At 69.4% G+C, this 14955-nt stretch carries 12 protein-coding genes; 6 read left to right on the top strand and 6 right to left on the bottom strand.

The features are described 5' to 3' along the window. The first annotated feature begins 194 nt into the window (after positions 1 to 194). The 5 genes from ABD767_RS08145 (at position 195) to ABD767_RS08165 (ending at position 6970) form a co-directional block, all read left to right on the top strand. Positions 195 to 1607, top strand: a complete 1413-nt coding sequence (locus tag ABD767_RS08145; protein ID WP_103045881.1) for an efflux RND transporter periplasmic adaptor subunit — start codon at positions 195 to 197, stop codon at positions 1605 to 1607. Next, a complete protein-coding gene (locus ABD767_RS08150; RefSeq protein ID WP_103045880.1) occupies positions 1604 to 3556 on the top strand; it encodes a MacB family efflux pump subunit in 1953 nt (650 codons plus the stop codon). Before ABD767_RS08145 ends, ABD767_RS08150 begins: the two co-directional genes overlap by 4 nt. A 14-nt stretch (positions 3557 to 3570) precedes the next feature. After that, a complete protein-coding gene (locus tag ABD767_RS08155; protein ID WP_146031495.1) occupies positions 3571 to 4983 on the top strand; it encodes an efflux transporter outer membrane subunit in 1413 nt (470 codons plus the stop codon). Positions 4984 to 5325: 342 nt separating this feature from the next. Next, positions 5326 to 5502, top strand: a complete 177-nt coding sequence (locus ABD767_RS08160; RefSeq protein ID WP_344869172.1) for a hypothetical protein — start codon at positions 5326 to 5328, stop codon at positions 5500 to 5502. A 43-nt stretch (positions 5503 to 5545) separates the two neighbouring features. Next, positions 5546 to 6970: a YncE family protein gene (locus ABD767_RS08165; protein ID WP_344869174.1), complete on the top strand. Its 1425-nt coding sequence runs from the start codon at positions 5546 to 5548 to the stop codon at positions 6968 to 6970. Between the two features lie 82 nt (positions 6971 to 7052). Here the strand turns inward: ABD767_RS08165 and ABD767_RS08170 are convergent, their stop codons facing one another. Both ABD767_RS08170 and ABD767_RS08175 read right to left on the bottom strand, forming a co-directional pair. After that, positions 7053 to 7727, bottom strand: a complete 675-nt coding sequence (locus tag ABD767_RS08170; protein ID WP_103045877.1) for a Fe2+-dependent dioxygenase — start codon at positions 7725 to 7727, stop codon at positions 7053 to 7055. 18 nt (positions 7728 to 7745) lie between these two features. After that, complete coding sequence (locus ABD767_RS08175; RefSeq protein ID WP_103045886.1) at positions 7746 to 10073, bottom strand: catecholate siderophore receptor Fiu; 2328 nt, start codon at positions 10071 to 10073, stop codon at positions 7746 to 7748. Between ABD767_RS08175 and ABD767_RS08180 the strand changes: the two genes are divergently transcribed. Next, entirely contained in the window at positions 10072 to 10218 is a 147-nt protein-coding gene (locus tag ABD767_RS08180) for a hypothetical protein (protein WP_344869178.1), read from the top strand. The two genes, ABD767_RS08175 and ABD767_RS08180, sit on opposite strands and share 2 nt — an antisense overlap. Before the next feature lie 533 nt (positions 10219 to 10751). On the opposite strand, the gene ABD767_RS08185 is transcribed toward ABD767_RS08180, so the two are convergent. The 4 genes from ABD767_RS08185 to ABD767_RS08200 are packed head-to-tail and all read right to left on the bottom strand — an operon-like array spanning position 10752 to position 14950. After that, a complete protein-coding gene (locus ABD767_RS08185) occupies positions 10752 to 11951 on the bottom strand; it encodes an amidohydrolase (RefSeq protein WP_103045831.1) in 1200 nt (399 codons plus the stop codon). A 40-nt stretch (positions 11952 to 11991) separates the two neighbouring features. Continuing rightward, positions 11992 to 12978 (bottom strand): Bug family tripartite tricarboxylate transporter substrate binding protein, encoded by a 987-nt coding sequence (locus ABD767_RS08190; protein WP_344869181.1) that lies wholly within the window; start codon positions 12976 to 12978, stop codon positions 11992 to 11994. Beyond that, positions 12975 to 14288, bottom strand: coding sequence for an MFS transporter (locus ABD767_RS08195; protein ID WP_103045829.1), 1314 nt, complete (start codon positions 14286 to 14288; stop codon positions 12975 to 12977). The genes ABD767_RS08190 and ABD767_RS08195 overlap by 4 nt, the downstream gene beginning before the upstream one ends. Then, positions 14285 to 14950 (bottom strand): isochorismatase family protein, encoded by a 666-nt coding sequence (locus ABD767_RS08200; RefSeq protein ID WP_103045828.1) that lies wholly within the window; start codon positions 14948 to 14950, stop codon positions 14285 to 14287. Before ABD767_RS08200 ends, ABD767_RS08195 begins: the two co-directional genes overlap by 4 nt. Positions 14951 to 14955 lie beyond the last annotated feature (5 nt).

Here is a 14955-nt window from a genome sequence, read left to right on the forward strand (position 1 = left end):
CCATGTGTCGTGGAGTGCCGTGGAGTATGCAGCCTTGGCCCGTGTCCGGGGCTGGGCGGGGTGGCCCGCCGTTGGGCGTGTCCAGCGCTTCACGCAAACTTTGCAAAAAGTTCATGCTGACGTTACCGGGTCAGGTCACTCTTCACATTCCATTACTCGTTCCCGGCGTCTGGGGACTTTTTTGTGCCTGATTCATGACCAACGCTGCCCAACTTCTCCAGCATCCGCCGCGGCGCGCACGCCGCATGGTGATCTCCGTTGCAGCGCTGCTGGCCGTGGTCGCCGCGGGCGGCTGGGCGTGGAAGCATTGGAGCGATGCGCGGTCACGGGGGCCGGACTATGTCTTTGCGACCGCGCAACACACCGATTTCGAGGATCTGGTCAGCGCCACCGGCCTGCTGCAGCCGCGCGATTATGTGGACGTGGGGGCGCAGGTGTCCGGCCAGCTGAAGAAGCTGCACGTCGAGGTGGGCAGCGAGGTGACCGAAGGCCAGCTGCTGGCGGAAATCGACGCCGAGCAGTCGCAGGCGCGCGTTGATGCCAGCCGCGCCAGCCTGCGGGCCCAGCGCGCCCAGCTGGCCCAGAGCCGGATCAACCTGGACAAGGCCGAGCGCGACCTGCAGCGCCTGCGCAGGCTGTGGAAGGAGGACGCGACCACCGAGGAGCTGGTGCAGAACGCCGAAACCACGGTGGCCGCCACGCGGGCGCAGATCAATACGCAGAAGGCGCAGATCGAGCAATTGCAGGCCACCATGCGGGTGGAGGAGTCCAACCTCAAATACACCCGGATCTACGCGCCCATTGCGGGCACGGTGGTCAGCATCACGGCCAAGCAGGGGCAGACGCTCAACACCAACCAGGCCGCGCCCATCATCCTGCGCGTGGCCGACCTGTCGACGATGACGGTGCAGACCCAGGTGTCCGAGGCTGACGTCAGCCGGCTGCGGCCCGGAATGCAGGCCTATTTCACGACGCTGGGCAGCCAGGGGCGGCGCTGGTACGGCACGCTGCGCAAGATAGAGCCGACGCCGACCGTCACCAACAACGTGGTGCTCTACAACGCGCTGTTCGACGTGGAAAACCCGGGCCAGCGGCTGATGTCGCAGATGACCGCGCAGGTGTTCTTCATCGTCGCCCAGGCGCGCGATGCGCTGGTGGTGCCGATGGCGGCGGTGAGCCTGCAGCGCCCGGGCCCGCAGCGCGGCGATGGCCGGCCGGCCGAAGCACAAGGGCAGGGCGCGCCGCGTGGCCAGGCGCAGGGCGAAGCACGGGGTGAAGCACGCGGTGAACGGGCAGGGGCGCCGCGCGGCGAGGCGCGCCAGCGCGGCATGCGTGGCCCGAACGGGGGCGGCGCCCAGCAGGCGGCCGACCAGCCCCGCCCGGCCACGGTCAAGGTCGCGCTCGATGCGGGCGGCGTTGCCGAGCGCGAGGTCACGGTGGGCGTGAGCAACCGCGTGCAGGCGCAAATCCTCTCGGGCCTGCAGGAGGGCGAGCGCGTCGTCGTCGGCACCAAGCAGGCCGAGGCCGCGCCGCGGCGCACGTCCGCGCAGCAGGGGCCAGGGCTGGGCGGCATGGGCGGCATGCCGCCGGGCGGAGGCCGCCGATGAGCCCGGTGCCGGGCGCCACGCCGCTGATCGAGCTGCAGGGCGTCACCAAGACCTATGGCGAGGGTGAGCTGGCCGTGCAGGTGCTGCACGGCATCGACCTGGCCATCTACCCCGGCGAGCTGGTGGCCATCATGGGCGCGTCCGGCTCGGGCAAGTCGACGCTGATGAACATCCTGGGCTGCCTGGACCGGCCCACCACCGGCAGCTACCGCTTCATGGGGCGCGACGTGTCGGCCCTGGGCAGCGACGAGCTGGCGGCGCTGCGGCGCGAGGACTTCGGCTTCGTGTTCCAGAGCTACCACCTGATCGCCACCGGCACCGCGGCCGACAACGTCGAGGTGCCCGCCATCTACGCCGGCATGCCGCCGGCCGAGCGCCACGCGCGGGCGCTGGAGCTGCTGGAATCGCTCGGCCTGGGCGAGCGCACCCACCACCGGCCCAACCAGCTCTCGGGCGGGCAGCAGCAGCGCGTGTCGATTGCCCGCGCGCTGATGAATGGCGGCAACGTCATCCTGGCCGACGAGCCGACGGGCGCGCTCGACAGCAAGAGCGGCGCAGACGTGATGCGCCTGCTCGAAGAGCTGTCGGCGCGCGGCCACACGGTCATCCTCATCACCCACGCGCCCGAGGTGGCGCGCCACGCGCGGCGCATCATCGAGATCAGCGACGGGCGCATCGTCTCCGACCCCGGCCCCAAGCCGCCCGATGCGCCGGCCATCGTTGCCCGGCCCGTGGCGGGGCGGGGCGAGCGCGCGCTGGCCGACGTGCTGGAGGCCACCCGGACCGCGCTGCGCGCGCTGCGCGCCAACATGTTCCGCTCCGTCCTGACGCTGCTGGGCATCGTGATCGGCGTGGCCTCGGTCATCGCGATGCTGGCCATCGGCGACGGTGCCAAGCAGGCGGTGATCGACCGCATCGGCGCCATGGGCTCCAACCTGCTGCTGGTGCGCCCCGGCGCGCCCAACCAGCGCGGCTTCAGCAGTACCGCCACGCTGGTGCTGTCCGACGTGCAGGCCATCGACAAGGAGGTGGCCAACGTGCTCGCCGCCATTCCCGAGCAGAACAGCACGGTGACGCTGCGCCACGGCGGCGCCGATTATTCGAGCAGCGCCACCGGCACCTCGGCCAAGTTTCCGCTGGCGCGCCAGTGGCCGGTGGCGCGCGGCAGCTTCTTCAGCGAGGACGACGAGGCCAGCTACGCCACCGTGGCCGTGCTCGGCCAGACCGTGGCCAATGCGCTGTTCCCGGACGGCCAGGAGCCGGTGGGGCAGTTCGTGCTGGTCAACAACCTGATCTTCCAGGTCGTCGGCGTGATGTCGGCGCGCGGCGCCTCGCCCATGGGCCAGGACCAGGACGACGTGGTTCTCGTGCCCTATGCGACCAGCCAGCTGCGCCTGTCGGGCCAGCGCTTTCTGCGCAACGTCACGGTAGCGGTGCAGGACACCGCGCGCATCGACGAGACGCAGCAGGCCGTCGAGTCGCTGCTGGCCGAGCGCCACGGTACGGTGGATTTTCAGATCCGCAACATGGCCTCGATCATCGAGACGGCGACCGAGACGCAGAACACCATGACGATCCTGCTGGGCTCGATCGCCGCGATCTCGCTGCTCGTGGGCGGCATCGGCGTGATGAACATCATGCTGGTGAGCGTGACCGAGCGCACGCGCGAGATTGGCATCCGCATGGCCACCGGCGCGCGCATGCACAACATCCTGCAGCAGTTCCTGATCGAGGCGCTGGTCGTCTCGGCGCTCGGCGGCCTCGTCGGCGTGGCCGGCGGCATGGGCGTGGCGGCGGTGATCGGCGCACTGGGCACGCCGGTGCAGTTCTCGGTGCTGCCGGTGCTGCTGGCCTTTGGCTGCGCCTTTGCCACCGGCCTGGTGTTCGGCTACCTCCCCGCCAAGAAGGCTGCCGGGCTCGACCCCGTGGTGGCGCTGGCTTCGGAATGAGAAACGGGTTTTCCATGCGTCCCATTGGTTTTGTCCTCTCTCCCCTGTGCCTGGTGCTGGCTGCGCTGGGTGGCTGCGCCGTGCAGGAGCCGCGCACCAGCGTGGCCATCGCGCTTCCGGGCGCGTGGAGCACCGCGGCTGCATCTCCCGCGCAGGCCGCCACCGGCAGCGATGAAGTCGTGCCTGCGCAGTGGTGGGCGGGCTTTGGCTCCAAGCAGCTGCCCGCGCTGGTGCGGCAGGCCCTGGCCGGCAGCACCGACGTGCTCACGGCCGCGCAGCGCGTGCGCCAGGCCGACATCGCGCTGCAGCTCGCCGGCGCGTCGCGCCTGCCCGGCGTGTCGGCGTCGGCCGGCAGCTCGGCCAGCCGCAGCGAGGGCTCGAGCATGCGCAAGAGCAGCAGCGTGTCGCTGAACGTGAGCTACGAGGTCGACCTGTGGGGCCGTCTGGACGCCGACGCGCAAAGCGCGCAGGCGGCGCTGGACGCCACGCGCTTCGACCTGGAGACGATCCGCATCACGGTTGCGGCGTCGGTGGCCAGCACCTATTTCCAGCGGCTGGCGTTGCGCGAGCGGCTGGACATCGCGCGCCAGAACCTGGCGACCGCCGAGCGCGTGCTGGGCATCGTCCGGGCCCGCGCACGCAACGGCGTGGCCACGCCGCTGGAGGTCTCGCAGCAGACCACCACCGTACTGCAGCAGCGCACCGCGCTGGCGCCGCTGGAGTTCCAGGAGCGGCAGACGGCCTCCGCGCTGGCGCTGCTGCTGGGGCGCCAGCCCATCGGCTTCGACGCGGGCGCGCAGGAGGCGCTGGCCCAGCTCACCCACCCGGCCATCGGGGCAGGACTGCCGTCGGCGCTGCTGGCGCGGCGCCCGGATCTGCGCTCGGCCGAGGCGCGGCTGGCGGCCGCCGACGCCAACGTCGCGGCCGCGCGCGCCGCGCTGCTGCCCAGCTTCTCGCTGTCGGCCGGCGGCGGCATCAGCAGCGCGGCGCTGGTCAGCCTGGCAGGCGGCACCGGCAGCGCGTCGCTTGCAGCTTCGCTGGCCCAGACGCTGTTCGACGGTGGACGCAGGCAGTTGCAGGTGGAGTCGGCGCGCTCGCAGCGCGAGGTGCTGATCCAGGCCTATTCCAGCGCGGTGCACGGCGCGCTCAAGGAGGCCGACGACGCGCTGGCCGCCAATGTGACCAGCCGCCGCCAGGAGCAGACGCAGAAGGAAGTGGTCGCCCACGCACGGCGCTCGCTGGCGCTGGCCGAGCTGCGCTACCGCGAAGGCGCCGACACACTGCTGACGGTGCTGGACGCCCAGCGCACGCTGTTCAGCGCCCAGGACACGCTGGTGCAGCAGCAGCTGGCACGGCTGACCTCGACCGTGGACGTCTACCGCGCGCTGGGCGGCGGCTGGCAGCCGGATGACGATCCCGCGGGCTGACGCGTCCTGGAGCAGTAGCGGCACGGCGTTGCAAAACTCGGCACAGCCCGAGCCTTGCGTCCCTGCATTGCGTTTTGTGCCTTGATCAGAGGTTTGGGCTCGCTTTTCGCGCGCGGGTGAAAAGTCCTCGGCCTCCGGATTTTCCTTGCACCTGGAACTTTACATTGACTTCACAGAAAGTAATCTGAATCATAAATAGAATGGGAATCACTATCATTTGTAAAAGTGTTTTCCACACGGGCGGCCACGGATTTTCGTGGCCGCAGCCACATTCCGGGCGCCGTTGAAACAGTCTCTTGCGCGTGTGCACCCCTGCGGCAAAAGGGTGTGCAGAGTGTGTGCATGGATTCGCTTCTGCCTGTCGATCCGTTTATTTGTTCAGGAGAAGGAAATCACAGTGTCCAGACACTCGAAGCGCAGGGCAGCGCTGCGCCGAAGCGCCCTGGCGTCCAACGCGGGCGCTCTACGTACAACGAACCGGGCCGCGGCTTCTACGTGAGCGACAACGCGGCGTTCTGATCCATTTCCCTTCCACTTCATCACAACCACCAACATGAAATCCATGGCAACCTTCTCCCGCACCCGCCTGGCCATCGCGGTCGTCGCCATTGCCGCGGCGTCCGTGGCATGCACCACCGCGCCGCGCTTCGGCCAGCCCGACGCGGACTTCCAGGGCCGCATCAGCACCCAGCCGGGCGTGATCCTGCCGGGCAGCCAGGTCAAGGTGCAGGGCAGCAACTTCAAGCCCGGCCAGAAGGCGCAGCTCTTCTATGAGGGCGGCGCGCTCACCGGCGCCGTGACCGCGGATGCCGAAGGCAAGTTCAGCACCGAGACGACCATCCCCCAGGCCGCCACGCCGGGCCGCCACGCGGTGCTGGTCAGCGCGACCGAGCCCTCGGCCAGCGCGGTTCACACGCTCAAGGTCTCGCCCGACCTGCCGCTGTCGGGCGCGGATCGGTTCGCCGTCCAGGCGAGGAAGACCGTCACGGGCGTCTACCAGTCGGCCTACAGCGCCAAGAACAAGGCGCTGTTCGTGACCTCTGCCATCGGCCGCCCGCCGGTCAAGGAGTCGGAGCTGGCCAAGCTTGACCCTGATTCCCTGGACGTGGTGGCCAAGGTCACGCCCGGCCAGGCGCCCGGGCGCAAGGACGCCCAGGGCAAGGCGCAGGACGGCGGCGTCTTCGCGGTCTACGGCGTGGGCGTGGACGACGCCAACGGCAATGTCTGGGTGAGCAACACGCGCCAGAACACGGTGGCGGTCTACCGCCAGTCCGACCTGAAGCTGGTCAAGCAGTTCGAGCCAGGCGCCATTGGCCATTCGCGCGACGTGATGGTGGACGAGAAGAACGGCAAGGTCTTCGTCAACGGGGCGATGTCCGACAAGGTGGCCGTGTTCGACGCCAGGACGCTGCAACTGGCCGCCACGCTTGAACTCAAGGGCCCGGCGCCGCAGCGCGCGGCCGGCGGCTTCCCGGGGCGCAATGCCGGACCCGCGCCGTTCGCCACCATGGCCATGTCGTTCGACAAGGCCTCGGGCAAGCTGTTCGTCGTGGGCTCCAGTGGCGAGGTGGCGGTGATCGACGCGGCCACCAACGCCGTCGAGAAGACCTACGCCGTCAAGGGCGTCAACGGCGCCATCGCCATCGCCTACGACGGTGGCACGCGGCGCGTCTTCGTCGGCGCCCAGGGCACGGACAACGTGGTCGTGGCCAATGCCGACAACGGCGAGGTCATCAAGGACGTGAAGGTCGGCGCGGGCACGCTGGGCCTGGTGTTCGACCCGGTGCGCAAGCTGGTCTACGCAGCCAACCGCGGCGCCGGCACCGTCACCGTGCTCGACACCGACGGCACCATCGTCGCCAACCTGGAAGGCGGCCCGCTGCCCAACCACCTGAGCCTTGCGCCCAATGGCGTGGTCTACGCCCTGAACAAGGGCAAGGCCGAAGATGTGGCCAGCAACAACATCCACCGCATCCAGCCCAGGTAAGCGGGCAGGGTGAAAAACACCCGCGTGGCGATGGCCGCGCGGGTGTTTTTTTAGGTTCAACGCCCAGCCTGGGCGCACGCCCTCAAACCTCGCTCCACATGCGCAGCAGGTTGTGGTAGTGGTTGCTCAGCGACAGCGTCTCCGGCCCGTCGCCCATCTTGGCGCGCAGGCTCTGGATGGCCTGGTCCAGCTCGTACAGCTGGCTGCGCTGCTCTTCGTTGCGGATCATCGATTGCAGCCACAGCACCGCGCACACGCGCGCGCCGGCGGTCACCGGGCGCACTTGGTGCAGGCTGCTGGACGGGTACAGGATCAGGTCGCCGGCGGGCAACCTGACCTCGTGCGTGCCGTAGGTGTCCATCACCTCCAGCTCGCCGCCCTCGTAGCTGCCCGGCTCGCACAGGAACAGCGTGCTCGACAGGTCGGTGCGCAGCCAGCCGTCGGGCTCGTGGCGCACGGCGCCGTCCACGTGCAGGCCATAGGTTTCGCCGCCCTCGTAGCGGTTGAACATGGGCGGCGCGATGCGCAGCGGCAGCGCCGCGGCAAAGAACGCGGCATGGCTCTTGAGCGCCTGCAGCACCAGCTGGCGGGCTTGCAGGGCGGCGTCCGAGTCGGCCCGCAGCTGGTGGTTGCGCTTGACGCGCGCGCCCTGGTCGCCCACGCTGGTGCGCCCATCCACCCAGGGACCGGCGTCGATAGTGCGGCGTATCGCTTGCACCTGCTCGGTGTTCAGCACGCCTGGGATGTGCAGCATCATCGTGGGGCCGATCCTGTGTCAGAACTTGAAGTTGGCCGTCAGGCGCGCAGAACGCGCGATGCCGGGAAAGTAGCGGTAGCCGCTCTTGTTGATGGCCGCCACGTAGTCTTTGTCGAACAGGTTGTAGATGTTCAGCTGCAGATCCACGTTCTTGTTCACGCGATAGCTGGCCACTGCGTCGAACACCCAGTACGACTCGGTGAAGTTGGGCGTTCCGACGGCGCCGTCGGTGCCGCGCTTGAGACCGCCCGAATAGCGCGCGCCACCGCCGATGGTCAGGCCCGGAATGGGCTGGTACGTGGTCCACAGCGAAGCAGCGTTCCTGGGCGTGTAGGTCAGGCCGTCCGAATCGTCCGCCGCCAGGTTCGCGCCCTTGGCCACCCTGGTGTTCTGGATGGTGTAGCCCGCCATCACGCCCCAGTTGGGGGTGATCTGGCCGGTCATGCCCAGCTCCAGGCCGCGCACGGTCTTCTTGCCGGTCTGGTCGACGGTGCCGTCGGGGTTGGAGACGATTTCATTCGTCACCTCGGTGCGAAACAGCGCGCCCGAGACCAGCACCCGCTTGTCCAGCAGTTCCCACTTGGTGCCAGCTTCCAGGGTCTTGGCCTTTTGCGGGCTCATGTCGGGGTTGTTGGCGTTGTTGGCCGCGGCGGACAGCGTGAAGTTGCTGCCCCCCGGCGGTTGCTGAGAGATAGCGTAGTTGGCATAGATGCTGCCGTTGGGCGCGGGCTTGTAGAGCAGGCCGAGCTTGTAGCTCAGGATGGTGTCGGACGCCTCCAGCCCGCTGGCGCTGGGCAGCACGGTGCCGGTGGGGTTGCTGCCGCAGGCCGGGCCGCGGCCGCCGCAGACGGCCAGGGCGTCGTACTTGGTCTTGTAGTGGTCGGCGCGCAGCCCCGCGTTGACCTGCCACTGCTCGCTGAGCTTGAGTGTGTCGAAGGCGTACAGCGCAATGGTGCTGGTCGTGCCCTTGCTGTCGGCGCCGTTGTGTGCGTAGGCGGGCAGCGCAACGCTGGAATCCTGGTTGTACACGCCAACGGTGGGCACGGTGCCCGTGGTGGCCATGCCGCGGTTGGTCTGCTCCTCGCGGGTCAGCTCCAGGCCGGTGCTGAGGTCGTGCCTGATGGAGCCGGTGGTGAAGCTGGTGGTCAGGTTGGTCTGGTTGGTCAGGATGCGGTTGACCTGGTCCTTGGTGTTGACCAGGCGGGCAATCGTCCAGGTCGAGGGATCGGCCGGGTCGGGCGTCAGCAGTGCGTTGGTGCCCAGCGTTCCGGTGGCCGAATAGCCCTGGCCCATGATGGCGGTCAGCAGGTAGTCCTGCTTGGTCTGGCCCCAGCGCGTGGTGTTGCGCAGCCGGGTGGCGGACGAGATGTCGTGCTCGACGCGCACCGTGACCATGTCGGCGGTCACGTCGTCGTGGTCGGAGCTGGTGCCGTAGAAATTCTTGGAATTGACGCGCTCCGCCGTGTCCAGAAAGCCGCGCCGGCCCGCGTAGCCCGGGTTGTCCGGCGACGAGTAGCCGGGCATGCCGATGGTGAATACGCCGCCGTCGGGCACGTTGCTCTGCTTGACGTGCAGCAGGTCGAGGTAAACGCGCGTGGCGGTGTTCAGGCCGAAGGCGAAGGAGGGCGCCAGGCCCCAGCGGTCGTTCTTGATGCCGTCGCGGCCGGCAACGCCCGCGTCCTGCACCATGGCGTTGAGGCGAAACGCGGCGCCGCCCATGCCGGCGAGGCTCTTGTTCCAGTCAATCGTGCTGCGCTTGTAGCTGCCGCTGCCCAGGCCCAGCGAGCCGGAGAAGCTGTCCACCAGGTTGGGCTGTTTGGTCACCATGTTGATGGAGCCGGAGGGGGCGCTGCGGCCGTAGTCGGTGCCGGCCGGGCCCTTGGTGACCTCGACCTGCTCGGTGTTGAACACGTCGCGCGAGATGGAGCCCAGGTCGCGCACGCCGTCCGCAAAAATGCTGCTGGAGGTGTCGAAGCCGCGCATGTAGACCGCGTCGCCCGTGGCGGTGTTGCCGTTCTCGCCACCGTAGAACGTGCCGACGCCCGGCACGTTGCGCAGCGCCTCGGTCAGCGTGGTCGCTCCCTGCTCCTTGAGCACGCCTTCCTTGATGACCGAGATGGTCTGCGTGGTGTCCACCAGCGGCTGGGTGAATTTGGGCGAGGACAGTTGCGCTGGCTCATATCCGGTCTCTGACGCCGCCTGAACCTTGACCTCCGGAAACGTGCGCCCGCCTGCGCCCGCCTGCTGTGCCTGTACCGGCGCGGCCAGCGCAAGGCCGGCGAGCAGGCCTATGGTCGTGCTGCCGGAAATTGCGGCGGCGTGCTTGCGCCCCGTGATGTAAGCCATGGTGAACTCCTCCAAGAAAAAAATGAAACCCAGCAAGCCCTTGCCATATGGGCATGGCAAGCGGCTTGTGAAGCGCTGGAAACCTGCCGGCACCGGACGGGCGCGGATGATTTGGATCGCGGCCCAATACCAACAAGAAGCGTAATGATAATGATTTGTATCAACGTTTGTGTGATTCGCGAAAAGTTTCGTGCCTGATATGTAAATTTTTGAGACCAATCCGGTGTCCGGCGCCGCTTGGCCGGAGCCGGTTTTCGCTCTGGCAGGGCATGGCGGTAGCCCCCGTACGGCCTCCGTCCTGCCTCCGTGCGACTTCCGTGCCGCCTCCGTCCCGCGGTTGCCGTCCTGTGGCAGGTGCCGCGGCAGATGGGTGTTTTGCCGGGCGCGAGTGCACCGCCAAGCCCGGCCACGGCATGGGTGGTGGCGTGACTCGGTCGGCAGGATGTGGATGCCGCGCAGGCCCTACCCGGGCCGCGCAAGACATGCGGGGGCGCAGATGCCCGCAGCACAGGGGTTGCGTATACGGGGCTTCAGCGTGCCAGGCGGCCTTGTCCTGGCGGGTGGTGGCGTGCTGCCTGGGTGTTATTCCATTCCTCGATTACTTTGTCGGCTTCGCTTGTCGTGCTACAGCACTGTCTGCGCTTCACCTTCGCGTACTCGATCGATATAGAAATGGAATTATTGCGCCTGTGGCCGCGCCAGCCAGCGCCGGGCCAGCGTCGCCAGAAAGCTGGCGCCCAGCGGCAGGATGCTGTCGTTGAAGTCGTAGCTGGGGTTGTGCACCAGGCAGGGGCCTTCGCCATGGCCGGGCAGGCGGTGGTCGCCGTCGCCGTTGCCGATGAAGGCGTAGCAGCCGGGCACGGCCTCGAGCATGAAGGAGAAATCCTCGGCGGCCATGATCGGCACCTGGGTGGCCACCTGCCCGGCGGGCAGCATGTCCAGCAGCACCTCGCGCGCAAAGGCGGTCTCGGCCGGGTGGTTGATGGTCGCCGGGTAGTTGCGGCGAAATTCAAAGTCCGCCTGCGCGCCAAAGACGGCTGCGGTGCCCTCGGCGATCTCGCGCATGCGCCGCTCGATCAGATCCAGCGTCTCGGCCGAATAGGCGCGCACCGTGCCCTGCATCTCGCAGCTGTCGGGAATGACGTTGGGCACGTCGCCCGCGTGCAGCATGGTGATGGAGAGCACGGCCGTCTCCAGCGGCTTCTTGTTGCGGCTGATGATGGTCTGGAAGGCCTGCATGACCTGCCCGGCGACGGCAATGGGGTCGACGGCCAGGTGCGGCATGGCCGCGTGCCCGCCCTTGCCGCGGACGGTGAGCTTGAACTCGTTGTTCGATGCCAGGATGGGGCCGGGCGAGAGGGCCACCGTGCCGGCGGGGATGCCGGGCATGTTGTGCAGGCCGAACACCGCCTGCATCGGGAAGCGCTCGAACAGGCCGTCGCGCATCATCTCGCGCGCGCCGCCGCCGTGCTCCTCGGCGGGCTGGAAGATCAGGTAGATGGTGCCGTCGAAGTCGCGGTGGCCGGCCAGGTATTGCGCCGCGCCCAGCAGCATGGTGGTGTGGCCGTCGTGGCCGCAGGCGTGCATCTTGCCGGGGTGGCGGCTGGCGTGGGCGAAGTGGTTGGACTCCTGGATGGGCAGCGCATCCATGTCGGCGCGCAGGCCCACGGCGCGCCCCGGCTTGCGCCCCTCGACGATGCCGACGACGCCGGTCTTGCCCAGGCCGCGGTGGATCGGAATGCCCCACTGGGTCAGCAGGTCGGCGACCAGGTCGGCGGTGCGCGTCTCCTCGAAGGCGAGCTCCGGATGGGCGTGGATGTCGCGCCGCAGCGCTTGCAGGTAGCCGGCTTGGGCGGCGATGGCGTCTATCAGTTGCATGGCGGGTGTGGTGTTCCTCTGTTCGTGGGGCGTTCAGTCGTCATTGGGCCGTGAGCCCGAGCGCTTGCAGGATGGGCGTCCACAGCGCCCGGTCATCGGCAATGCGCCGGCCGAATGCGGCTGGTGAAGCATGCCACGGCAGCGATCCGTGCGCCGCGAAGGCCTGGGCCAGGCCCTCGTCGTTCAGCGCCGCGCCGATTTCGCGGTTCAGCCGCTCGACCACCGCCGGCGGCACACCCGGGCTGGTCACCACGCCCAGCCACACCGCGCTCTCGAAGCCCTTGAAGCCCGCGGCTTCGAGCGTCGGCGCGCCGGCGAAGACCGGGTTCTGCACCGGCGGGCTCACGGCCAGCACGCGCAGCCGGCCGTCGCGCACCATGGGCTCGACCAGAGAGGTTCCGGCCAGGTAGATCTGCGTGTCGCCGCCGACGACCGAGGTCAACGCGTCGGTGCCGGTCTTGAACGGGACATGGACGATGTCGGTGCCGCTTTGCGACTTGAACAGCTCGAACAGCACGTGCGGCGGGCTGCCCGCCGACGAGGACGCGTAGTTCAGCTGGCCCGGCTGGCGCTTGGCCAGTTGCACCAGCTCGTCCACCGACCGCACGGGCAGCGCGGCGTTGACGGCCAGCGCCATCGGGATGATGGCAATCGGGCTGACCGGCTGCAGGTCGGCCTGCGGGTCATAGCTGAGCTTGGGGAAGACGTAGGGGTTCCAGACCGCGTGCGCGTTGGTGATCAGGGCCAGCGTGTGGCCGTCGGGCGGGCTTTGCCTGAGCGTCTGAAGCGCCACCATGCCGCCCGCGCCGGGCCGGTTGTCCACCACCACCGGCTGGCCCAGCGCGGCGCGCAGCTTGTCGGCCAGCGGGCGGGCAAAGCTGTCGGGCAGGCTGCCGGGGCCGCCGTTGACGATCAGGGTCAGCGGCTTGGACGCAAACGCGGGTTGGGCCGGCGCGGGTGCGGCAAGGCCCAGGGCCGCGGCAGTGGTGGCAAGAGTGGTGATGAAGCGGCGGCGGCAGAGGGTCACGGCAGGGCTTTCGTTGAGGTGCGTGGATGGGTTGCGGGCGGCTGCGACAGGCTGCGCAGGCAGGCGCGCACCCGCGCGGGGCTGTATCCCAGCAGCAGGGCGGCGCCGGCCAGCGCCGCGATGGCAAACGCCGCCAGCACCCATGACGGGCCCTGGCCCGCCGCGAGGATCTGGCCGCCCAGCATTGGCGCGATGACCGCGCCCAGCCGGCCGATGCCCAGCGTCATGCCGATGGCCGCGGCGCGGTGCTGCGGCGGGAAGGCGTCGGCCACCAGCGCGTTGACCAGGTTTTGCGCGCTGATGGCGCTCATGCCCAGCAACGCGACGGCGCTGAACAGGCCCCAGCCGGGCAGGGCGCGCGAGGCAATCGCCAGCAGGCAGGCGCCGGCCGCCACGCCGGCGGCAATGGCCACGGGCCGCGTGCCCAGGCGGATCGCCAGCGACGCGGTGAGCAGCGAGCCGGCGATGGCGCCGATGTTGAGCGTGAACATCAGCTGCATCGCGCCCTGGAAGGGAATCTCGAACTCGCGCATCAGCTGCGTGAGCCAGGTGCTGACGCCGTACCAGGTCAGCAGGTCGGCCAGCGTGGCGAGCGTGCCGATGACGAGCACCGGCCGGCTTGCGCGCGTGAACAGCGCGCGCCACGCGCCGGCAGAACCATCGGCAGCGCCATCCCTGTGGGGCGCCAGGCTGCGCGCTGCGCGCACCACCCTGGGCGCTACCACTGCCATCACCGCCAGTCCCAGCACGCCGCCGGACAAAAACAGCGGGCGCCATCCGCCGGCGGGAACGATCTCGCGCGAGACCAGCGCCGCCAGCATGCCGCCCAGCGGCACGCCCGACATCACGATGCTGATGGCCAGCGCCCCGTGGCTTTGCCGCACATGCGCGCGCGCCAGCGACAGCGCCGCCGGCAGCACCAGGCCGAGCGCCAGCCCGGCCGCCAGGCGCAGCGCGCCCAGCTGCCAGGCGATGGCAGACAGCGCGACGGCGGCCGTCGCCAGCGTGAAGGCCAGAAAGCCCGCAAGCACCACGCGCGCCAGCCCCAGCGCCGCCACCACGCGGCCGGCGATCACGCCGCCCAGCAGCATCCCGGCAAACGCCATCGAACCGACCACGCCTGCGCTCGACTTGTCCAGGCCCATGGGCTGGTCCATCAGCAGCGAGGGAATGGCGTTGCTGTAGATCAGCAGGTCATAGCCCTCGGCGACCATCACGCCGGTGCAGGCCGCGACCACGCCCCAGCGGCTGCGCTCTTCGCTGGCGGCGGCGGGCTGGCCCGCGGCCGCTCGCAAGGTGGCGGCGGTCATGGCGCGCCCTCCTGCGTGGCCTGGTCGGTCGCCAGCGGCACGCCGCAGGTGGCGGCAACCCAATGCAGGGCCATGTCGTGCCGGTCGCGGGAATAGTCGGCCAGCGCGTCGGCGACGACGAAGGCCTCGATGTCGCGCTGGAAGGCCTCGGCGGCCGTGGCCATGCAGCCTATGTGCGCGTAGACGCCGCAGATCACCAGCTGGTCGCGCCCGCGCGCGCGCATCAGCGCCTCCAGGTTGCTGCGCTGAAAGGCGCTGTAGCGGTGTTTGGTGAGCACGATGTCGCCGGGCCGGGGTGCCAGCGGCTCGGCGATCTGCTCGTGCCCGGGCTCGGCGCGCATGCCCGGCCCCCACAGGTCGGCCTGCAGGCCGCGGTCGCGCCGGTCCTGGTTGCCGTGCTGCGCGGTATAGAAGACCGGCATGCCCTGCGCGTGGGCGAAGTCCAGCAGCCGGCGGATGTTGGCAATGACCGCGGGCAGCGGGCTGGGCGCGTCGCCGAACGCGGCGAGAAAGTAGCGCTGCATGTCGTGCACCAGCAGCGCCGCGCGCGTGGGCTGCAGGCGCCAGGGGCCGCGCGGCGTGGGCAGCTCGTCGGCGCGCGGCAGCGCGTAGGCGGGAATGCGCGGCAGGGCGCGTGCGGGTTCGGTAGGGGAGTCGGTCATGCAAG

Source organism: Comamonas faecalis (assembly GCF_039538025.1).
Classification (GTDB): Bacteria; Pseudomonadota; Gammaproteobacteria; order Burkholderiales; family Burkholderiaceae_C; genus Comamonas_C; species Comamonas_C faecalis.